Source organism: Streptomyces sp. x-80 (assembly GCF_046549095.1).
GTDB classification, from domain to species: Bacteria; Actinomycetota; Actinomycetes; order Streptomycetales; family Streptomycetaceae; genus Streptomyces; species Streptomyces celluloflavus.
Genome location: NZ_JAJPWM010000013.1, coordinates 46,970 through 67,096, shown reverse-complemented (window position 1 = coordinate 67,096; position 20,127 = coordinate 46,970). Strand labels below are relative to the sequence as shown.

The 20,127-nt window shown below is 72.5% G+C and carries 17 protein-coding genes; 3 read left to right on the top strand and 14 right to left on the bottom strand.

The window, feature by feature from the left end; translation table 11 throughout:
* Positions 1–139 precede the first annotated feature (139 nt).
* The 12 genes from ACLJWH_RS25480 to ACLJWH_RS25425 form a co-directional block, all read right to left on the bottom strand.
* Complete coding sequence (locus ACLJWH_RS25480) at positions 140–1,204, bottom strand: S1 family peptidase (protein WP_411144071.1); 1,065 nt, start codon at positions 1,202–1,204, stop codon at positions 140–142.
* Between the two features lie 813 nt (positions 1,205–2,017).
* Entirely contained in the window at positions 2,018–2,302 is a 285-nt protein-coding gene (locus ACLJWH_RS25475; protein ID WP_411144070.1) for a hypothetical protein, read from the bottom strand.
* Between the two features lie 238 nt (positions 2,303–2,540).
* On the bottom strand, positions 2,541–3,575 hold the full coding sequence (locus ACLJWH_RS25470; RefSeq protein WP_411144069.1) for a slipin family protein: 1,035 nt from the start codon (positions 3,573–3,575) through the stop codon (positions 2,541–2,543).
* 369 nt (positions 3,576–3,944) lie between these two features.
* Complete coding sequence (locus ACLJWH_RS25465) at positions 3,945–4,850, bottom strand: S1 family peptidase (RefSeq protein ID WP_411144068.1); 906 nt, start codon at positions 4,848–4,850, stop codon at positions 3,945–3,947.
* A gap of 256 nt (positions 4,851–5,106) precedes the next feature.
* Entirely contained in the window at positions 5,107–5,901 is a 795-nt protein-coding gene (locus ACLJWH_RS25460; RefSeq protein ID WP_411144067.1) for a DUF1684 domain-containing protein, read from the bottom strand.
* 5 nt (positions 5,902–5,906) lie between these two features.
* On the bottom strand, positions 5,907–7,196 hold the full coding sequence (locus ACLJWH_RS25455) for an NtaA/DmoA family FMN-dependent monooxygenase (RefSeq protein WP_411144237.1): 1,290 nt from the start codon (positions 7,194–7,196) through the stop codon (positions 5,907–5,909).
* 197 nt (positions 7,197–7,393) lie between these two features.
* Complete coding sequence (locus ACLJWH_RS25450) at positions 7,394–8,452, bottom strand: LLM class flavin-dependent oxidoreductase (protein ID WP_411144066.1); 1,059 nt, start codon at positions 8,450–8,452, stop codon at positions 7,394–7,396.
* Between the two features lie 23 nt (positions 8,453–8,475).
* The gene (locus ACLJWH_RS25445; protein WP_411144065.1) at positions 8,476–9,444 is read right to left on the bottom strand and encodes an ABC transporter substrate-binding protein; all 969 of its coding nucleotides are present in this window, start codon (positions 9,442–9,444) and stop codon (positions 8,476–8,478) included.
* A 57-nt stretch (positions 9,445–9,501) separates the two neighbouring features.
* Positions 9,502–10,302 carry an amino acid ABC transporter ATP-binding protein gene (locus ACLJWH_RS25440; protein ID WP_411144064.1) on the bottom strand — a complete coding sequence of 267 codons (801 nt, stop codon included), beginning with the start codon at positions 10,300–10,302 and terminating at the stop codon, positions 9,502–9,504.
* Positions 10,299–11,198, bottom strand: a complete 900-nt coding sequence (locus ACLJWH_RS25435) for an amino acid ABC transporter permease (RefSeq protein ID WP_411144063.1) — start codon at positions 11,196–11,198, stop codon at positions 10,299–10,301. Before ACLJWH_RS25435 ends, ACLJWH_RS25440 begins: the two co-directional genes overlap by 4 nt.
* Complete coding sequence (locus ACLJWH_RS25430; protein ID WP_411144062.1) at positions 11,182–13,098, bottom strand: FAD/NAD(P)-binding protein; 1,917 nt, start codon at positions 13,096–13,098, stop codon at positions 11,182–11,184. Before ACLJWH_RS25430 ends, ACLJWH_RS25435 begins: the two co-directional genes overlap by 17 nt.
* Positions 13,095–14,006, bottom strand: a complete 912-nt coding sequence (locus tag ACLJWH_RS25425) for an amino acid ABC transporter permease (RefSeq protein ID WP_411144061.1) — start codon at positions 14,004–14,006, stop codon at positions 13,095–13,097. Before ACLJWH_RS25425 ends, ACLJWH_RS25430 begins: the two co-directional genes overlap by 4 nt.
* Positions 14,007–14,793: 787 nt before the next feature.
* On the opposite strand from ACLJWH_RS25425, the gene ACLJWH_RS25420 reads away from it, so the two are divergent.
* From ACLJWH_RS25420 to ACLJWH_RS25410, 3 genes are all read left to right on the top strand, one after another.
* On the top strand, positions 14,794–15,300 hold the full coding sequence (locus tag ACLJWH_RS25420; protein ID WP_367430325.1) for a GNAT family N-acetyltransferase: 507 nt from the start codon (positions 14,794–14,796) through the stop codon (positions 15,298–15,300).
* Complete coding sequence (locus ACLJWH_RS25415; protein ID WP_411144060.1) at positions 15,297–16,274, top strand: ABC transporter substrate-binding protein; 978 nt, start codon at positions 15,297–15,299, stop codon at positions 16,272–16,274. The genes ACLJWH_RS25420 and ACLJWH_RS25415 overlap by 4 nt, the downstream gene beginning before the upstream one ends.
* A 256-nt stretch (positions 16,275–16,530) precedes the next feature.
* Positions 16,531–16,989 (top strand): cell division protein SepF, encoded by a 459-nt coding sequence (locus ACLJWH_RS25410; RefSeq protein ID WP_411144059.1) that lies wholly within the window; start codon positions 16,531–16,533, stop codon positions 16,987–16,989.
* A gap of 52 nt (positions 16,990–17,041) precedes the next feature.
* Here the strand turns inward: ACLJWH_RS25410 and ACLJWH_RS25405 are convergent, their stop codons facing one another.
* A complete protein-coding gene (locus ACLJWH_RS25405; protein ID WP_411144058.1) occupies positions 17,042–18,238 on the bottom strand; it encodes an acyl-CoA dehydrogenase family protein in 1,197 nt (398 codons plus the stop codon).
* A 161-nt stretch (positions 18,239–18,399) separates the two neighbouring features.
* The gene (locus ACLJWH_RS25400; protein ID WP_411144057.1) at positions 18,400–20,028 is read right to left on the bottom strand and encodes an MFS transporter; all 1,629 of its coding nucleotides are present in this window, start codon (positions 20,026–20,028) and stop codon (positions 18,400–18,402) included.
* Positions 20,029–20,127: the final 99 nt, after the last annotated feature.

Here is a 20,127-nt window from a genome sequence, read left to right as displayed (position 1 = left end):
ACCGCCGGTGAACGGACGACGGACGGACAGCCGGCGGGAGGTGAGCACCGGCAGGCACCGGCCCCCGGATGTCGAGCAGGTCCGGGGGCCGGTGCCGGTGCCGTACGGGCCGGGGCCCGGCGGCACGGTGCGGTGCGGGTCAGCCGATCTGCGCGCCGTAGGCCGCCAGGGCCGCCGGAACCGGCTGGAAGAAGGTCTCGCCGCCCGACGAGCAGTCGCCGCTGCCGCCGGAGGTGAGGCCGAGCGCGGTGCCGCCGTCGAAGAGCGCGCCGCCGCTGTCACCGGGCTCGGCGCAGACATCGGTCTGGATCAGACCGTTGACCGTGCCCTCCTGGTAGTTGACGGTGGCGTTCAGCGCCTTGACGGTGCCGTCGTGCACCTGGCTGGTGCTGCCGCTGCGGGTCACGTGCTCGCCCACCGTGGCGTCCCCGGCCTGGGTGATCTGCTGGGTGCTGCCGTTGTAGAGGTCCACCTCGCTCGGGTGCGGGGTGCTCGCCGTGTACTTGGCGATGGAGTAGTCGTTGCCGGGGAACTTGGACTGGTCGGTGGTCGCGATCTCCGAGCCGCCCTGCTGGTCGGACCAGCTCTGCACGGCGTTGCCGCAGTGGCCGGCCGTCAGGAAGTACGGCTGGCCGTCCTTGACGACGTTGAAGCCGAGCGAGCAGCGGGCGGTGCTCCCCCAGATCGCGTCGCCGCCGGCGATGAGGGTCTTGAACTCGCCCTTGCTCTGGCGGAGTTCGGCCTTGTCGCCGAGGGTGCCCACCACCTTGGTGAGCTGGTTCAGCTCGGCGCCCCGGACCGTGCGGTCGGCGGTCACCACGACCTTGTTGCTCCGCGGGTCGACCGACCAGGCCGTACCGGGGATCGTCGCCTTCGTCGTCAGCGTCCGGCGGGCCGTGTCGAGCTGGGCGAGCGTGTGCTTGACGAGTCTCGCCTCCGCCCCCTTGGCCCGGACGGCCTTGGCAGCCGTCTCGTCCACGACGTTGACCACGAGCTTCTGGGCCTTGGCGTCATAGAACGAGCCGGCCGTGCCGGTCTTGAACTGGGCCGCCAGCGTGGTCGCCGCGGCGGGGGTCAGCCGGTCCGCGGTGGGGGCCGTCGCCGCCTGGGCGCTGGCCATGGTGAGAGTGGCGGTGGCGGCCAGGGCCAGCGCGCCCGCGCCGCCCAGGACAGCGCGCCGCTTGGGTATGCGTCGGTGCTTCAAGTCAGAGCCTCCCGTGGGGGGATGGGCCCGCTCTGTGGGGAGATACGGACCCGGAGAGTGTGGGGAACTCGGGACACGGACGGGTCCGCCCCGCGTCACAGCACCTCGGGGAGTCGCGTCCATGCCAACGTGCGGACCGAGTATTCCCACCGCTCCACTCGCGCACAAGACCGAATTCCGGTCTCAAGCAAGGGAGTTGATCGTTCCGCCGGACCGCGGACACAGCGTGGTCCGCGCACGTCGCACCCGATCACGGACAGCGATGACCACAGGGGGCACCCACGGGCACGCAGGGGGTAAGGACTACACCTGTCCGGAAACCACCCGCCACATCCGGCCCCCGCGAATCCCCCACCACTCCCCCGGTTCCGTCTACGACCACGGCCCACCGTCCGGCCCCGGACGGCGTGATCGCCGTATCCGCCCACTTCAACGGCCCCGAAGCCCTCTCGGACCCCAGCCGCGGGACAGCGGTCCGCGATGCCCGGACTGTGGGTTCGGTGCTGTCGTCCTCAGCTCTGGTGACGAGTGCGGCAGCCTCCCGACCGAGGCACGTCATCTCGTGCGCCGCCCCCTCCGGACGGGCACACCCCTGCTTCGCCACAGAGAGTCACTTATCAGGAGCCAACCGGTCGGTCCCGGGGTGGGGACGGCAACACCCTTGTCCCGGTGCACCGACGGCGTGGTGGATCGCGGAGGCGACGTCGTGAGCGACGTGGGTGGGCCGGCCGCGGTGGTGGTGGAGGCAACGCCGCCGTCGGGCGCAGGTCCTGGAGGCGAAGCGGGCGTGGCGGCGGCCGAGCGCCGCATGAATCACACGCTGTCCCCCGGTTCCGTGATGTCGAGCGGTGGCAGCTGCGACAGCTCGGCGCCGGCGGCGGTCATGGCGGCGGCGCAGCAGGAGTTGCCGAGGGCGGCCGTCATGGCGGCGGCGATCTCACCGCGTGCAGCCGTGAGTTCCAGCGCCGGCCCGACAACGCCGCCGCGCCGGGCGAACGCGGCGGCGTTGTCGGGCCGGCCTGCGAGAACGCCCATGCCCAGGACGGACGTTGCGCCCCGCACCGCGTCGAGCAGGGGTGCCCGGCCTCCGTACGTCACGAACAGGTCGGCACAGCGCAGGAGCGCGGGCTGCGGGGTCGGTCCGCTCGACGACCTTGATGCAGGGGTCCGCGCTCCGCAGGTCCTCCGCGAGGCCGCCCGCGGACACGATCGCATCGCAGCCGATTCCGGCCGAACGGCTCGGCGCCGCCTCAGGACCGTGCCGGGGAACGGGCGGAGCCCGCGCTCCACACCCGCGTCCACCGCTGACCGCTGATACCGCTGATACCGCACGGGCCTACGGCAGGTCCTTCGGCAGGTCCTCCGCCTCGGGGAGCTTCTCCAGCTCGGGCGAGAGTACGCCGCCGTCGCCGCTCGTGGTGACTTCGACGCCCTCAACGGCCTCCACAGCCTCGACGGCCTCCCGCGACGCGACCGGCGGCTGCCACTGCTGCTCCACCGGGACCCGCTCCTGGGCCTGGTCCTGGATCTGGGCCCGGTCCTGCTCCTGGCCCCCGGCCGGGGCCTGGGTCCGGGCCGCCGCCTCGGCCTGGGCCGTCTGCGCCTGGGCCTGGAGTCCGGAGCGTTCCAGGAAGCGCAGCAGCTCCACCGGGAACGGCAGCACGAGGGTGGAGTTCTTCTCGGCGGCGACCGCCACCACGGTCTGCAACAGCCGCAGCTGGAGCGCCGCGGGCTGGCCGGACATCGCCTGGGCCGCCTCGGCCAGTTTCTTCGACGCCTGCAACTCGGCGTCCGCGTTGATGACCCGGGCGCGCCGGTCCCGGGTCGCCTCCGCCTGGCGCGCCATCGACCGCTTCATCGTCTCCGGCAGCGAGACGTCCTTGATCTCCACCCGGTCGATCTGTACGCCCCAGCCCAGCGCCGGGCTGTCGATCATCACCGCGAGGCCCTGATTGAGCTTCTCGCGGTTGGAGAGCAGATCGTCCAGATCGCTCTTGCCGATGATCGAGCGCAGCGAGGTCTGGGCGACCTGGGAGACCGCGAAGCGGTAGTCCTCGACCTCGATGACCGCGTCGGCGGCGTCCACGACCTTGAAGTAGACCACCGCGTCCACCCGGACCGTGACGTTGTCGCGGGTGATGCCCTCCTGGGCGGGCACCGGCATCGTGACGATCTGCATATTGACCTTACGCATCCGGTCGAAGCCCGGAACGATCATGGTGAATCCCGGCCCGCGCACCTCGGACGCCAGCCGCCCCAGCCGGAGCACCACACCACGCTCGTACTGCTTGACCACGCGCGCCGCGGCCATGAGGTAGACCGCGCCCGCCGAGGCCAGCGCCACTCCGGCCGTCACCAGTTCTCCGACCATCACGGCCCCCAGACATTAGCCGTCTGCCGCCCGAGTCACACTCTTTATCATGGTATGCCCGGGTCGGTGAGCGGGCGAGAGCCGTGCCGGGCACGGGGCCCGGTCGTCCCACACCCACGGCCGACGACACCGGCCCGCCCGTGATCCTTCCGACGACCGCAACGGGGCTCCCGGCCTCGCCCCCACCCGCGCCCTCGTCCCCGTTCCTGATCCCGCCCGCCGAGCACACGACAGGGCCCCCGTCCGCCGACGAACGGGGGCCCCGCCACTGCCGGACTGCGACGTGACCGCATCACCAGGTCACCAGGTCACCGGCAGATCGACACCAGGCCGGCGCCGGACCGGCAGCGGACCGGCGGCGGACCGGAATCAGTAGACGCTCACGCCGTAAGCGCTGAGCGCCTCCGTGACCGGCTGGAAGAACGTCGTGCCGCCGGAGGTGCAGTCACCGCTGCCGCCGGAGGTCAGGCCCAGGGCGGTGGTCCCGGAGTAGAGCGGGCCGCCGCTGTCGCCGGGTTCGGCGCAGACGGTGGTCTGGATCAGACCGGAGACGATGTCGCCGTTGCCGTAGTTGACCGTGGCGTTGAGCCCGGTGACCCGGCCGCTGTGGATGCCGGTGGTGGAGCCGCGGCGGGTGACCGTCTGGCCGACCGACGGGGTGCCGGCGCTGGTGATGTCCTGGCTGCCGACCGTCCCCTCATGGCTGACGGAGGAGGTGTACTTCACGATGCCGTAGTCGTTGCCGGGGAAGCTGGATCCGGTCGTCGGGCCGATGCTCGTGGCGTGCGCCGCGTCGGTGTACCAGGGCGGGTTGCCCTGGGTGCAGTGACCGGCCGTCAGGAAGTAGTAGGTGCTGCCGCTGCGGACGTTGAAGCCGAGCGAGCAGCGCCAGCTGGGGGCGTAGATGGCGTCGCCGCCGGAGATGAGTGTGCGCAGGGTGCCCGCGGTGCGCTGGATCCGTACGGCGCCCGCGTTGCCGCCCGCGGCCTGTTCGATCTTGGTGATCTGCTCCTGGGAGACGGTGCGGTCGGCCGTGACGACGAGGGTGTGGGACTTCTGGTCGACGATCCAGGCGGTGCCGGGGACATCCGCGGCGCGTACCGCGTTACCGGCGGCGGAGAGCTGGGCGGCGCTGAATGTCTTGGTGGGGGACGGGTCCTGGGCGTTGGCGGTCGGGATGGCGACGGCTCCGAGGGCCACCAGTCCGGACGCCACGGCGAGCAGCCGGATGCGTCTGGTCACGCCGCTGCGGGGGGTGGTGCGCTCGTTCCTCACGTGATTCCTCCGAGGGGATCGATGGGCCGCCGGTGGGCGGCCCGTGAGGCGCAGCCGAAGGGCATCCGGGATTCCGCACGTGACATTTTCCGCATGCCCCTGACAAGCGCTGAGCGGGAGTCTCGGGGACGTCACCCCCTGTGCGCAAGAGGGCCACGCCCGTAAACCCGGCCGGGCACCCGGATGTACGCGCCCGGATGTACGCACCACACACCCGCCGGGGTGCGGCGGCGCCCCCGGCGGATGGTGGACCGGATCAGCGGGTGCGGAGGTCACGCTCCCCGGCCCGCAGCGCGAACGGCAGGGTGTTGCCGGGCGGCGGGAAGGGGCAGATGAAGTGGTCGGCGAAGGCGCAGGGCGGCAGCACGACACGGTTGAGGTCGACGGTGACGGTGCCGTCCTCGGCGGGCGCCGGGGGCCGCAGGAAGCGGAAGCGGTAGCTCTCGCCGCCGCTGGTGGTGTCGGCGAACACCGCCCACAGGGAGCCGTCGGCCTCGACCGCGGCCTGCACGGTGTGCTCGTCGCCGTCCAGCGTGAAGGCCAGTTCACCGGCCAGGCCGAGGCCGCGCCGCTGTCCGTCGGCGTTGGGCACCCGGACGGTGCGCCCCTGCGGATACGGGCGGAAGAGGCCGGGCCGCACCCAGCGGGCGTCGTACGCGTAGACCTCGATCCCGGCGAACGCGCGGCGGGCCGCGGCGTCCGGGTCGTAGTCGCGTACCGCCCACAGCCCCTCGCGGCGCAGCACCGGCAGGCGCCGCTCCCCCCACGCCACCCGGGCCCGCTCCGCCGCGCCGTCCTGGCCGAGCCGGACCTCGCCGGCCGGCGGTGCGCCGTCGACGGTGAGCCGGTCGCCCGCGCCGGTCCGCAGTACGACCTGGTCGCCGTCCTCGGTCCAGCGGCCCGGCAGCCCCTCGATACGGCCGTCGGGATGGTCGGCGAGCCAGTGGGTGCCGGTCAGGGCGAGCGGTCCGTACGGCCGGGAGACCTTCGCGGCGCGCCACTCGCGCCAGTCCTGCCACTCCTGCTGTGCTGCTCGTGTGCCGGTGCTCATGGCGGTCAGCCCTTCTCGGCCGGGCGTACGGGATCCGGCAGTCCCAGATGGGAGCGCAGGGTCCGGCCGCGGTATTCCGTGCGGAACGCGCCGCGCTCCTGGAGGAGCGGTACGACGCGGTCGACGAAGTCGTCCAGGCCGCCGGGCGTCAGATGCGGGACGAGGATGAACCCGTCGGCGGCGTCGGTGCGCACGAAGGCGTCCATCTCCTCCGCGACGGCCGCCGGTGTACCGATGAAGGACTGCCGGCCGGTGGTCTCGATGACGGTTTCGCGCAGGGACAGGCCCTTGGCCCGGGAGAGCGCCCGCCACCGGTCGGCGACGGCCTTCGGGTCGCCGAGCCTGACGCGGCCCTGCGCCAGCTCGCTGCCGGGGTCCGGGTCGATGTCGGGCAGCGGGCCGTCGGGGTCGTAGGAGGACAGGTCGATGCCCCAGATCTGCTCCGCGGCGAGCAGCGCGTTCTGTGGCGAGACCTGCTGACGGCGGATCTCGGCGGCGTGCTCCTGGGCCTCGGCCGCGGTGTCGCCGAGGACGACGGTGACGCCCGGCATGATCTTGAGGTCGTCGGGCCGCCGGCCGTACGCCGCGAGCCGGCCCTTGACGTCGGCGTAGAAGGCGCGGCCGGCCTCCGGTCCGCTGTGCCGGGTGAAGATGACATCGGCGGCCGAGGCGGCGAACTCCCGGCCCTCGGACGAGTCCCCGGCCTGGATGACGACCGGGTGGCCCTGGGGGCTGCGGGGGACGGTGAACTCGCCGTGGATGTCGAAGTGCCGGCCGTGGTGCGCGAACGGCCGGGGCACTCCGCCGTCCGTCCAGGAGTCCCACAACTCCCGTGCGGTGGCGACGAATTCGGCGGCCCGGGTGTAGCGGTCGGCGCGGTCGAGATAGCCGCCGCGGCGGAAGTTCTCGCCGGTGAACGCGTCGGAGGTGGTGACGGCGTTCCAGGCGGCCCGGCCGCCGCTGAGGTGGTCGAGGGAGGCCAGCCGGCGGGCGAGTTCATAGGGCTCGTTGAAGGTGGTGTTCACGGTGGCGGCCAGGCCCAGCCGGTCGGTGACCGCCGCCAGGGCGTTCAGCACGGTGATCGACTCGGGCCTGCCGAGCACGTCGAGGTCGTGGATACGGCCCTTGTGCTCGCGCAGCCGCAGCCCCTCGGCGAGGAAGAAGAAGTCGAACAGGCCGCGCTCGGCGGTGTGGGCGAGGTGTTCGAACGAGGAGAAGGCGATCTGGCTCTTCGACCGGTCATCGGCCCAGACGGTGGTGTTGTTGACGCCGGGGAAGTGCGCCGCCAGGTGCATCTGTTTGCGGCCGTGCGGGGGCGTGGCGGTGCGGCCGTACGGAGAGGTGGTGGTGCGGCCGTACGGGGGCGCGGCGGTGCGGCCGGGTCCGGTGGATGCCGGTCCGCCGGAGGCCGGACCACTGGGCGTCGGTCCACTGGGCGTCGGTCCGCCGGGAGCCGGTCCGCCGGGAGTCGGTCCGCTGGGGGTCGGGCTCATCACGATGCCTCCCGGGCGAGGGCGTAGCGGTTGGCGGGGCGCGGCAGGCCGAGGTGCTCGCGCAGCGTGGCACCGGGGTAGAAGCGGCGCAGCAGGCAGCGGTGCTGGAGCACCGGGACGGTGCCGTCGACGAGCAGGGCGAGGTCGCGCCCGGGGTCCGCGGGCCGCAGGTGGAAGCCGTCGGCGGCGCCGTCCGCGTACCAGTCGCCGAGCAGCTCGGCGAGCCCGACGGCATCGCCCGAGCAGTACAGCTCGACCGGCAGCGAGGCGAGGACGACCAGCCGGCCGGGGTCGCGGCCGTGCGCGCGGGCGAGGTCGCGCAGTTCGGCGCGGACGGCGCCGGCGGTCTGCGGGTCCGCGGCCCGGACCAGCACGACATCGGCGTACGCGGCGGCCACCTCCCGTACGGCCCGTTCGGCGCCGGTCGCCTCCCCCGTCACGTCCACGACCGTCACGGGGTGGCCCTGCGGCGGCCGGGGGACGGTGGAGGGACCGCGGACGGAGAAGTGCGTACCGGCGAAGTCGACGTAGTGCAGTCTGTCCCGGTCGACGAAGCGGCCGGTGGCCCGGTCGCGGATCTCGGCGCCGTCCTCCCAGCTGTCCCACAACCGGGCGGCGACCTCGGCGGCCTCGCCCGCCTCCCGCCACGCCGCGGCGGGCGGCTCGGCGGCCCGGCGGCCGAAGAGGGCGGCCTCGGCCTCGGTGGTGGACACCTCGGCATGCCAGCCGGCCCGGCCGCGGCTGACCCAGTCCAGGGTGCTGACGGCGGTGGAGACGTGGAACGGCTCGGTGTGAGTGGTGGTGACGGTCGGGACCAGGCCGATCCGCTCGGTCGCGGGGGCGACGCGGGCCAGTACGGCGAGCGCGTCGAGGCCCGGCCGGGTCAGGCTGTCGCCGAGGGTGACGAAATCGAGGACGCCGCGTTCGGCGAGCCGCGCCAGGCGGACGAAATGCGCCGCGTCATAGCGGTCGGTACGGTCCGGCCGGTCCGCACCGGCGGCCGGCTGCGGGCGCTCCAGCGCGACGGACAGGTGGAGGGGGCGGGGGGATACGGACATCGGTGAGCCTTCCGTGCGCCGGGTCAGTTCGCTGTCTTGGGCAGGCCGGGCGGGTTGATCCGCGAGGTCTTCAGGGCCTCGCCGCCGAGCCCCCAGCGCGCCAGCACCTTGCCGTACCGGCCGTCGTCGATGACCTTCCGGAGCGCGGCGGCACAGGCACCGACCAGGCCGCCGCCCTTCTTCGTGGTGGCGGCGATCTCGCCCTGGAGGCCGCGGCCGCCGCCGGAGAAGGTCCCGGCGACCTCGGTCAGGCCCGCGGTGCCGACGTGGTAGGCGACGGACGGGTTCGGTCCGAAGTAGCCGTCGATCCGGCCCGATTGCAGGGCGAGGTAGGTGTCGGAGCTCTTCTGGAAGTACTTGATGTCGACCGGTTCGCGGCCGGCCCGCTCGTTCTCCTCGCTCCACTCGACGAGGATCTTCTCCTGGTTGGTGCCGGAGCCGACCGCGACGGTGCGGCCCGCGACGTCCTTGGCGCCGCGCACCCGCCAGCCGCTGCCCTTCTTCGTCTCCATCGCCAGCTCGTCCAGCCGGTAGGTCGCGAAGTCGTACTTCTCCTTGCGCTCCTCGGTGACGGTGACGTTGGAGAAGACCGCGTCGAGTTTGCCGCTGTCCAGGCCGACGAAGAGGTTCTCCCAGGACAGCGGCGTGAACTCGGCCTTCAGGCCGAGGGTGTCGGCGACGAGGGTGGCGAGGTCCTCCTCGACGCCGATGAGGGTCCGGTCGTCGGAGGCGTAGAAGGTCAGCGGCGGCGAGCTTTCGGCGCCCACGCCGATGCGCAGCACACCGGCGTCCCGGACCCGGGCGGGCACCAGGGCGGCGAGCGCCGGGTCCCGCTGCCCGCGGACGCGGTGCTGGTCGGGGCCCGTATTGATCTTCGCCCCCGGGGGGCCCGCGGCGACGCTCCCGGTCCCCACGTCACCGCTGCCGCAGGCGGTGAGCAGGACGGATCCGGCGGCGAGCGCGAGGGCGGCGGTCAGAGTGCGGCGGTTCAACTCGGGGCTCCTGGGGATGAGGGGGCCGGGTACAGCGGGACGAGGGATGACCGCATGTCAGAAGACCTTGGCCAGAAAGGACTTGGTGCGCTCGTGGCGGGGGTGGTCGAGGACCTGGCCGGGCGGCCCCTGTTCGACGATCCGGCCGCCGTCCATGAAGACGACGGTGTCGGCGACCTCGCGGGCGAAGCCGATCTCATGGGTGACGACGATCATGGTGGTGCCCTGCTGTGCCAGGTCCTTGATGACCGCCAGGACCTCGCCGACCAGCTCCGGGTCGAGGGCCGAGGTCGGCTCGTCGAAGAGCAGCAGTTTGGGTTCCAGGGCGAGCGCGCGGGCGATGGCGACCCGCTGCTGCTGACCGCCGGAGAGCTGCCGCGGATAGGCGTCGGCCTTGTCGGCGAGGCCCACCCGGTCCAGCAGGGCGCGCGCGGTCGCGAGGACGTCCTTCCTCGGGCGGCGCAGCGCGGCGAGGGGCGCCTCGGTGATGTTGTCCAGGACCGTCAGATGCGGGAAGAGGTTGAAGTTCTGGAAGACGAAGCCGATATGGGTGCGCTGTCGGAGGATCTCCCGTTCGCGCAGCTCGTAGAGCTTGTCGCCGGAGCGCCGGTAGCCGACCAGCGCACCGTCCACGCTGATCCGGCCGCTGTCGACCTTCTCCAGGTGGTTGATGGTGCGCAGCAGGGTGGACTTGCCGGAGCCGGAGGGGCCCAGGACGACCGCGACCTCACCGGCGCGCACCTGGAGGTCGATACCGCGCAGCACCTCCAGCGCGCCGAAGCTCTTGTGGACGGCGTGGACCTCGACCATCGGCCGGGTTCCGGCGGACGGCGCGGGGGTGGCGGCGGCGGTGCTCATCGGGTGGCTCCCTTGGCGAAGTGACGTTCGACGTAGTGCTGGAGGACGGAGAGCATGGTGGTCAGCAGGACGTACCAGGCGGTGGCCACCATCAGCAGCGGGACGACCCGGCCGTTCCGTCCGTAGATGACCTGGACCTGGTAGAAGAGTTCGCCGATCGCCATGACGGAGACGATCGAGGTGCCCTTGAAGAGGGAGATGACCTCGTTGGCGGCGTTCGGCAGGATCGCGCGCATCGCCTGGGGCAGCACGATGCGGCGCAGCTGCCGCAGCCTGGGGATGCCCAGCGCGGCCGCGGCCTCCAGCTGGCCGCCGTCCACGGCCAGTACTCCGCCGCGCACGATCTCCGCGGCGTACGCGGCCTGGTGCAGGGCGAGGCCGAGTACCGCCGCGCTCATCGCGCCGACCAGGCCCATGGTGTCGAAGGAGAAGAAGCCGGGGCCGAAGGGGATGCCGAAGTCCAGGCGCTTGTAGAGGTAGGCGAGGTTGAACCAGAACAGCAGCTGGACGATGAGCGGGATGGAGCGGAAGGCCCAGATGTAGCCGAAGGCGACGGCCTTGAGGAAGGGGCTCGCGGACAGCCGCATGAAGGCCAGCACGATCCCGAGGGCGAAGCCGAGGACGGTGCCGTAGACGGTGAGCTGGAGGGTGACCCAGACCGCGCGGACGACGGTCTCCGCGGTGAAGAACTGCGCGAACACCCCCCATTCCCAGGCCGGGTTGGTGAGCAGACCGTGCGCGAACTGGGCGAGCAGCACGGCCGTCACCACGATGGCCGCCCAGCGCCAGGGGTGGCGTACGGGGACGACCTTCAGCGCCGCCGGGTCGTCGGCCGCCGGCGGCCCGGTCGGCCGTGGGGCGGTCCGGTCGAGGGGTGGATCACTGGTCAGCGGCATGGGAGTCCTCGGGGGTGGGTGCGGTGCGGACGGCGGCGGGGACCGGCGGGGCGGGGTGGGGGCCGGCGGCGGGTGGTGGGGTCCGGTCCCGCAGGAAGGTGAGCAGTGCCCGCGCGGTCGCGTCGTTCTGCCGGAAGGCGGGGGCATTGGTACGGGGGCGGGCGAAGGCGCCGCCGGAGCGGGCGTCGGTGTACGGGCCGAGGGCGAAGCGGCGGGGGTGCGGGCGGCCCGCCCGGTCCAGGATCCGGCCGTCGGCGGCGGCCACGGCCAGCAGTCCGGCGGCCGTGGACGCGGCGCCTTCGGCGTGCAGTCCGCGCAGCAGGGCGTCCCGGGTGCGCTCGACCGTCGGTTCCGGCAGCCGCGCCTCCACCAGCGCGCGGGCCTCGACCGACGCCCCCGGCACGCTGGGGCTCTCGGCGCGGAAGACCCCGCGCCGTTCGTCGGCGGTGACGGTGGTGTCCGCGCCGAGGAAGCGCACCACCCCGGCCCGGGAGAGCGCGAGCAGCTGGCGCAGCCGGGGGCCGGGCGGTCCGGAGGCGAGGTAGCTGAAGAAGCCGTGCCACCAGGGGCCGCGGTCGCCGATGCGGATCAGTTGCCCGTACACCGACAGCAGGGCGTGGAAGACCGCCAGGTCGGGGCTGTACGCGGGGTCGTGGCGGCGGGCGAGATCGGCCTCGATATAGCCGCGCAGCCCGTTTTGCAGGGCCTCGGCGTCGGGGTGGCGGACCCCGGCCAGCGGATGGTCCAGGGCGGCCAGGTCGAGGCGGTCGGCGGGGTCCGGGACCGCGGCGCCGACCAGCGCCTGGAGTTCGGCGCTGCCCGGGTCGGCGGCGGCGTACTTCTCCTCGAAGTCGGGCCAGTTGACGCGGGTGCGCTCCGGATGGGCGGTGAACAGCCGGTGGTAGTGGGCGAAGCCCAGTTCCTTGTCGATCAGCGGCCGGACCTCGCGCTCGAAGTCGATACCGCCGGGCCGGGCGAGCAGCGCGTCGAGTTGCGCGGGCCCGAAGAAGCGGGGCAGCGGCGGCCGTTCGCCGTGCAGCTCGTAGCCGATCTTGGAGTGGTAGGGCACCCCGCGCCGCGACCCGACGTGCAGGACGGGTTCACGCCCCGAGGCCCGGTAGGTCAGCTCACCGCCGGCGCCGGTCGTGTAGGTGCCGCCACGCCCCTCGGTGAGCAGCACCATCAGGTCGACGAAGGCCAGCCCGAAGCCGCGGACGAGCACCGGCTCGCCGGGGCGCAGCGCGGTGAGATCGCTGTCGGCGGTGAAGGCGGGCGGCAGATGGGTCAGCCCGTGCCGGGCGGCGAAGGCGGTCAGCGCCCGCTGCTCGGGCGGCGGGGTGGACTCCAGATGGCCGAGGGTGAGCACGACGAGGTCGGCGACGAGCGGCGTGGGGCACCCCGCCAGCCACACCTGTTGCCGCCCATCGCGCGCTCCGGCGAGGCGTACGGCGGTGCGCCGGTGTTCGTGGACGGCGATCCGCGGGGGCAGCGCGGCCACCGACCGCTCGTACACCCAGCTCAGATACGCGCTCTGCAACCGCCGGGCGGCGAAGTCCTGCGGTCCCAGGGCCGCGAGGTCCGCGGCGAGGCCGGGTGCGACGCGGATCTCGCCGTCGCGCACCGCGCGGGCCCAGGCGGCGAGCGAGGGGCCGGGCCGCACCGGGCCCTCCTGCCGCACGGTCTCGTCGGTGAACATGGTGACGTCCTCGGCCAGGGAGTTCATCCACAGCAGCGGGGACTGGTCGTGGCGCCAGATGCGGCCGCCGCCGGGCGGATGCGGATCGACGAGATGCAGGTCCAGCGGCCGGTCGCCGTAGAGTCCGGCGGCGTTGGCGGCGATGCGCTCGACCAGTCCGGTGCCGCGCGGCCCGGCTCCCACGATCACCACGGAGGGCCTCATCGGGCACCGCCGCGCGCGTAGTGCCGCTCGACGTAGTGCTGGCCGACGCTGAGCACCGAGGTGACCACGACGTACCAGATGGTGGCGACCAGCAGCAGCGGGATGACCTGGTAGGTGCGGTGGTAGACCAGCTGGACGGAGTAGAGCAGGTCCTGTACGGCGATCACGCTGACGATGGAGGTGCCCTTGAGGGTGCCGATCAGCATGTTGCCGGCCGGTGGCACGATCGCGCGCATCGCCTGCGGCAGCACGATGCGGCGCAGCCGCCGCCAGGCGCCGAGCCCGAGCGCCTGGGCGGCCTCCAGCTGGCCCTTCTCGACGGAGAGGAGGCCGCCGCGGACGACCTCGGCGGCGTACGCGGCCTCGTGCAGGGTGAGGCCGATGATGGCGATGGTGACCGGGCCGAGCAGGTTCACGGTCTTGACGGTGAGGAGTTCCGGGCCGAACGGGATGCCGAGGCCGAGCTGCGGATAGAGCGCGCCGATGTTGAACCAGAACAGCAGCTGGACCAGGATCGGCATCGAGCGGAAGAGCCAGATGTATCCCCAACTGACGCTCCGCAGCACCTTGTTGGACGACATCCGCAGCACTGCCAGCAGGGTGCCCAGCACAAAGCCGAGCGCCGTCACCAGCACGGTCAGCCACAGCGTGAGCCCGAGGCCGCGCAGTACGGCGGTGGTGGTGAAGTACTCGCCGACGACGCCCCACTGGAAGGCGTCGTTGCGGACGAGGGAGTTGACGGCCATGGCGAGCAGCAGCAGCACCACGGCGGCGGCGGTCCACTGGCCGGTGCGGCGCACGGGGACGACCTGGAGAGCGTCCGCGGCGGGTGGTGCGCCGGGAGGGTCGAGGGGGCGGTGATCCGGTGACGCGGACGGATCGGTCAACACTGCGTCGTTCACAGGCATGCGCGAAGGCTCCGTGGATTCAATGATCTGACACGGGAGTTGAGCGCCTTCACACAGGCGGAACGGGTCGCGCCCCTCAGCACGACCGCCCCTTGAGGCTATGAGGGGCAGGCTATGGGGTGAACACGCCTCGTTGTCAATGTCGTCCACACTGTGAGCGATGGATCACTGCGCGGTTGACGTGGAAACGGATGCCTGTTCCACTTGGTCGCATGTATGCATGGCAGCGGCTGGTCACCCGCGACCACATCGACCTCGGTCGCGTGTGGTCGTCGTCCTGTTGAGCTGACGCCCTGCCCTGAAGCCCGCCGCCGATAAGGCCGGGCCGTTTCGCGGTTCTCCCCTCCCGTCACCGCGCGCCTTCACACTTCGCGCCGCCACTCGGCGCACCCCTCCCCTCGCCTGTCCCGGAACCCGGGCGCCCCGGCGTCCCCCGGTTCCTCCTGTCCACCCTGTCCACCCTGTCCACGGCTGTTTCCGCCTCCCCGCCTCCCCGCCTCCGCGGTTCGCTGTGCACCGTTTCTCCGTTTCTCCGTTTCTCTGTTTTCCCGTTTCCCCGTTCCGCCAGCACGCTCGAAGAAGGGCGCGGTATGCGCTTCGGCGTCTTGACCTTGACCGACCACGCCCCGGACACACCGTCCGGGCGCCGCTTCCTCCCGCACCCACCCGATCCATGCGCGCCCGGTCCGTACGGATCCACCCCGCGCGCAGGCCACCGCCCGGTCGCCGGACTCGCCGCACCCGCCCGGGAGTTGGGCTCCTCCACGGCTGCTGCCGGGGCGGTCCGGTGACCGGCGCGCCCCGGCCGCCGCGCACGGCCGCCCCGACCGTTCTGCACACCACCGTCACCGATCCGCTCGCCCGCCCGCTGCTGGACGAACTCACCCACGAGTACCGCACCCGGTACGAGAAGCCCGTCGATCTGAGCCTGGAGTACCCGCCCGAGGAGTTCACTCCGCCGCGGGGCGCGTTCCTGCTGCTCCTGGCGGACGGCGGTCCGGTCGCCGGCGGCGCGTACCGCCGCTACGACGCGCACACCGCCGAGTTCAAACGGATCTGGACGCACTCCGCGCACCGCCGCCGCGGCCTGGCCCGGCGGGTGCTGGACGTTCTGGAACGGGACGCCGCCGACCGCGGCTACACCCGTGTCTACCTCACGACCGGCCCCCGCCAGCCCGAGGCCAAGGGGCTCTATCTCGCCGCGGGCTACCGCCCGTTGTTCGACCCGTCCGCCGATCCGGAGACGATCGGCCCGCTGCCGTTCGAGAAGCACCTGGAGATCCCCCGCCCATGACCGCCACCACGCCCCGCGGCCGGGCGGCGCGCGCCCCGCGGCCCCGTGCCACCGCGTTGCGCACCGCCGCCCTCCTCGCCACCGCCGTCCTGGCGCTCACCGCCTGCGGCTCGGGCGGTGCGGCGGCCGGCCCGGCGGGGCCGGCCGCCGCCGACGCCGAGGTCCCGACGACGGACGTGGTCTCCGGCGTCACGAAGGACCCGGCCGCCGCGAAACTGCTGCCCGCGGACGTCCGCGCCCGGGGCACCCTCGCCCTCGCCACCAGCGTCGGCACCCCGCCGGGCGCCACCTATCTCTCCGACGGCACGACCGTGGCCGGCCAGGACATCGACTTCGCGGACGCGGTCGGCAAGGTCCTCGGCCTGAAGCTCACCCGCGAGGTGGCGAGCTTCGAGGCGATCCTGCCCGCCCTCGACAGCGGCAAGTACGACCTGGGCACCGGCAACTTCGGCGTCACCGAGGAGCGCCGCAGGACCATCGACTTCGTCACGTACATCAACGACGGCCAGGGCTTCGCGGTCCGCGCGGACAGCCCGCTGAAGAAGGTCACCGCACTGCCGCAGCTGTGCGGCCTGACCGTCGCCACCGGCGCCGGCACCACCTTCGAGGCGACGCTGGAGGACAACCGGCACCGGTGCCGGGACGCCGGAAAGCCGCCGTACGACGTCAAGACCTACGCCGACCAGGGCGCACTGTGGATCTCGCTGCAACAGGGGCGCAGCGATGTGGTGATGAGCACCATCAACGGGCTGCGCTACGCCGTGCGACAGCAGCAGGGCCTGCGGTTCCTCAACGAGTTCAAGCGGCTGGACGTCGGCTTCGCGTTCAAGAAGGGCTCCCCGCTGGCGCCCGCCGTCCAGGCCGCGGTCAACCGGCTGAAGACGGACGGCACCTACGACCGGATCCTGAGGAAGTGGGGCACCGGCGCCTCGGCCGTCACCACCTCGCGGATCAGCCCGCCGGAAATCCGCTGACCCCGGTCCGGGCGGCCCGTCCGGACCGGTCCCGCTCCCGCGCGCCGCGCACCGCCACCGCCGGTACGCACCGACCGTCACACCCGTCGTACTGTCAGTTCGCCACGGGGGCGCGTGCGCTGACACCACGCCACCCACTTTGCACCAGATGTGTCACGAACCCCCCGTGCGGCGGGTATCCGCTTGGCGCTCCGTCCGCATCATGAACGACCATAGGGAGACGAAACACAGAAACCGCGGGTGAGAGGAGGCGTCCATGGGATCGGTGCGCAGGGCGAGTGCCTGGCTTGGACTCGTCGACGACAACGATGACGAGCGCTATTACGACGACGACTACGCCGAGGGCTCCGGGTCCGGGTCCACGGACTCGACCGGCAGTTCCTGGGTGACCGACCCACGGGTCCGGGTGACCGACGAGGCGGCCCAGGACCAAGGCACCCGTATCGCCACGGTCACCCCGGACGGCTTCCGGGACGCCCGCGGTATCGGTGAGCTGTTCCGGGAGGGCGTCCCGGTGATCGTCAACCTGACGGCCATGGAGTCCGCCGACGCCAAGCGCGTGGTGGATTTCGTCGCCGGGCTGACCTTCGGGCTGCGCGGTTCGATCGAGCGGGTCGCCCCCCGGGTGTTCCTGCTCACCCCCCCGGACTACAAGGTGCTCAGCGGCGAAGCCGCCGGTCACCGCAGGACCGGCGGCTTCTTCAACCAGAACTGAGGCAGGGCCGCTCACCGGAGGCCGGCCGTCGGCCCGCGCCCGGCGCCATCGCTCAGCGGAAGGCGTCGAGACCGGTGAGCGCCTTGCCCAGTACCAGCTGGTGCATCTCGACGGTGCCCTCGTAGGTGAGCACCGATTCCAGATTCGTCGCATGCCGCATGACGGGATATTCGAGCGAGATCCCGTTGGCGCCCAGGATCGTCCGGGCGGTGCGGCAGATCTCGATCGCCTCGCGGACGTTGTTCAGCTTGCCGAAGCTGATCTGCTCCGGGCGCAGTCTCCCGGCGTCCAGGCGCCGCCCCAGATGGTGGGCGAGCAGGATTCCCTTGTGCAGTTCGACCGCCATGTCGGCGAGCTTGGCCTGGGTGAGCTGGAAGCCGCCGATGGGCTTGCCGAACTGCTCACGCGTCCCGGCGTACTCCAGCGCCGCCTCGAAACAGGACCGCGCCGCACCCATCGCGCCCCACACGATCCCGTAGCGGGCGTGGCTCAGACAGTGCAGCGGGCCGCGCAGCCCGGTGACCTCCGGCAGTACCGCGTCGGCCGGCAGCCGCACCTCGTCCAGGACGAGTTCGCTGGTGACCGAGGCGCGCAGGGACCATTTGTGGGTGATCTCGGGGGCCGAGAACCCCGGGGTGCCGGTGGGTACGACGAAGCCGCGGATGCCGTCGTCGGTCCGGGCCCACACCACCGCGACACCGGCCACCGAGCCGTTGGTGATCCACATCTTGCGCCCGGTCAGCACCCAGTCGGTGCCGTCCTTCCTGGCGTAGGTGCGCATCCCGGCGGGGTCGGAGCCGTGGTCGGGCTCGGTCAGCCCGAAGCAGCCGATGACCTCGCCGGCCGCCATCTTCGGCAGCCACTCCTGCTTCTGTTCCTCGGAGCCGAAGCGCCAGATCGCGTACATGGCGAGCGACCCCTGCACGGAGACCAGCGAGCGGATGCCGGAGTCGGCGGCCTCCAGCTCCAGGCAGGCCAGGCCGTACTGGACGGCGGAGGCGCCCGCGCAGCCGTAGCCGGTCAGGGACATGCCGAGCGCGCCCAGGGAGCCCAGCTCCCGGGCCAGTTCGCGGATGCCGGGGAGTTCGCCGCGCTCGTACCAGTCGGCGATATGCGGCAGGACACGGTCGGCGGCCCACTGACGGACGGTGCCGCGGACGGCGCGGTCCTCGTCGGTGAGCAGGTCGTCGAGGCCCAGCGGGTCACTGGGGTCGAACGGCGGAAGCGTCGAGGGCGGCTGTGCGGGCATGGCGGGGCCTCCGGCGAGTTCGGCGCACATAAAACTAGCAGTGGTAGTTGGCGTGCGTCCGACGGTACGGCCCCCGGCGCCGTCCGGGCAAGGGTCACCACCGCGCGGCGGGGCGCGGCGGACCCGGGGGGGGGGACGGAAAGGAAGGAGCGGAACGGCCGTCAGCGGCCGGAGCCCGCCGGGGCGGGTTCGCTGTCGCAGCCGGCGCCCGTGGCGGTGTCGCCCTCGGCCCGCTCCGCGGAGTCCGCGGCCCGGCGCGGCAGCCGCAGCGCGATGGCCGCACCGACCAGCAGCAGCAGAGCGCTGCTGACGAGGGTGATGTGCAGCCCGCGGACGAAGGACTCCCGGGCGGCCTCGCGCAGCGCGGCCCTGGCCGATTCGCCGAGCCCCGCCGCCACCTTGTACGCCTCGCCGAGCGAATGCGACGCCGCGGCGGAGGACCGCTCGGGGACGCCGTCGACATGGGAGAGGCCCGGGGCGTAGGCGGCGTTCATCACGCTGCCGAGCAGCGCGACACCGATGCCGGCGCCGAGCTGGTAGGAGGTCTCCCCGATGGCCGCGGCGCCGCCGGCCTGGGCGGCGGGCGCCTCGCTGAGCATCGACTCGTAGGCACCGAAGAGGGTGCTCTGGAAGCCGAAGCCGAGCAGCACGAAGCCGAGGGAGAGCAGCCAGACGCGGTCCTGGTCGTTCATCGCGGTCAGACAGAGCACCGCGAGGGCGGTGAGGACGAACCCGAGGGAGACCATCGCCCGCGGGCCGACGGCCTGGAGCACCCGCGAGCCGGCGAGCCCGGCGGCCATCGCGGCGAAGACCAGCGGCAGCATCCGCAGCCCCGTCTCCAGCGGGCTCAGTCCGAGGACGAGCTGGAGGTACTGGACGGCGATCAGCTGGAGACCGACGAGCGCGAGCATCGCCAGCACGATGCAGCCGACGGAGGTACCGAACGCGGGGCGGACGAAGAGCCGCACATCGAGCAGCGGATGCTCGCGCCTGCGCTGGCGGCGGACGAAGAGGATCAGCAGCAGGGTGCCGACGACGATGGGGCCGAGCGTGGTGAGGCCGAGGACGTCCGTACCGCTGCCGATCCGCTTCACGCCGAGGACGATGCCCAGCACACCCAGCGCCGCGATGACCGCGCCGACCACGTCCCAGGGGCCGTTGCGCTCGCCCCGCGACTCCGGCAGCAGCCAGCGCCCTACCAGGAACATGACAGCCATCATCGGAATGTTGATGAGGAAGACCGAGCCCCACCAGAAGTTCTCGACGAGGAAACCGCCGAGGACCGGGCCGATGGCGGCGCCGACCGCGGCCACCGCGCTCCATACGCCGATCGCGACCGCGCGCTCCCGCCGGTCGGGGAAGACCTGGCGCAGAATCGACAGCGTCGCGGGCATGATCATCGCGCCGCCGATGCCGAGCAGCGCACGGGCCGCCATCAGGATCTGCGGATTCGGGGCCAGCGCCGCGGCGGCCGAGGCCAGCGCGAACAGGCCGTAGCCGAGGAGCAGTATGCGCCGGCGGCCGACGCGGTCGCCGAGCGTGCCGAAGAGAATCAGCAACGACGCCGCTATCAGCGGATAGACGTCCACGATCCAGAGCAGCTCCACCGGGCCGGGACGCAGGTCCTCGGTGACGGAGGGCACGGCCACGTACAGGATCGTGGTGTCCAGTGCGACGAAGAGCAGGCTGACGCAGAGCACGATCAGCACGGTCCAGCGGTTCACGCCGCCGCCGGGAAGCCGGGGAACACCAGCCGTCCGTCCACTGCCGGACGCGGTCGTCCCGGACATGCACGTACCTCCTGTCATGCTCTCGCGGCCACTGATCAGGGCACGAAAACGCCCCGGGGGAACCGGCGGCACGGGCGAGTTGAGACGTCAGACTACGCG

Coding starts and splice junctions, on each gene's coding strand:
- ACLJWH_RS25450 (WP_411144066.1), bottom strand. CDS start 8,452: ATGTCCGTATCCCCCCGCCCCCTCCACCTGTCCGTCGCGCTGGAGCGC.
- ACLJWH_RS25430 (WP_411144062.1), bottom strand. CDS start 13,098: ATGAGGCCCTCCGTGGTGATCGTGGGAGCCGGGCCGCGCGGCACCGGA.
- ACLJWH_RS25435 (WP_411144063.1), bottom strand. CDS start 11,198: ATGCCGCTGACCAGTGATCCACCCCTCGACCGGACCGCCCCACGGCCG.
- ACLJWH_RS25460 (WP_411144067.1), bottom strand. CDS start 5,901: ATGAGCACCGGCACACGAGCAGCACAGCAGGAGTGGCAGGACTGGCGC.
- ACLJWH_RS25405 (WP_411144058.1), bottom strand. CDS start 18,238: ATGCCCGCACAGCCGCCCTCGACGCTTCCGCCGTTCGACCCCAGTGAC.
- ACLJWH_RS25410 (WP_411144059.1), top strand. CDS start 16,531: ATGGGATCGGTGCGCAGGGCGAGTGCCTGGCTTGGACTCGTCGACGAC.
- ACLJWH_RS25470 (WP_411144069.1), bottom strand. CDS start 3,575: ATGGTCGGAGAACTGGTGACGGCCGGAGTGGCGCTGGCCTCGGCGGGC.
- ACLJWH_RS25415 (WP_411144060.1), top strand. CDS start 15,297: ATGACCGCCACCACGCCCCGCGGCCGGGCGGCGCGCGCCCCGCGGCCC.
- ACLJWH_RS25455 (WP_411144237.1), bottom strand. CDS start 7,196: ATGCACCTGGCGGCGCACTTCCCCGGCGTCAACAACACCACCGTCTGG.
- ACLJWH_RS25440 (WP_411144064.1), bottom strand. CDS start 10,302: ATGAGCACCGCCGCCGCCACCCCCGCGCCGTCCGCCGGAACCCGGCCG.
- ACLJWH_RS25400 (WP_411144057.1), bottom strand. CDS start 20,028: ATGTCCGGGACGACCGCGTCCGGCAGTGGACGGACGGCTGGTGTTCCC.
- ACLJWH_RS25425 (WP_411144061.1), bottom strand. CDS start 14,006: ATGCCTGTGAACGACGCAGTGTTGACCGATCCGTCCGCGTCACCGGAT.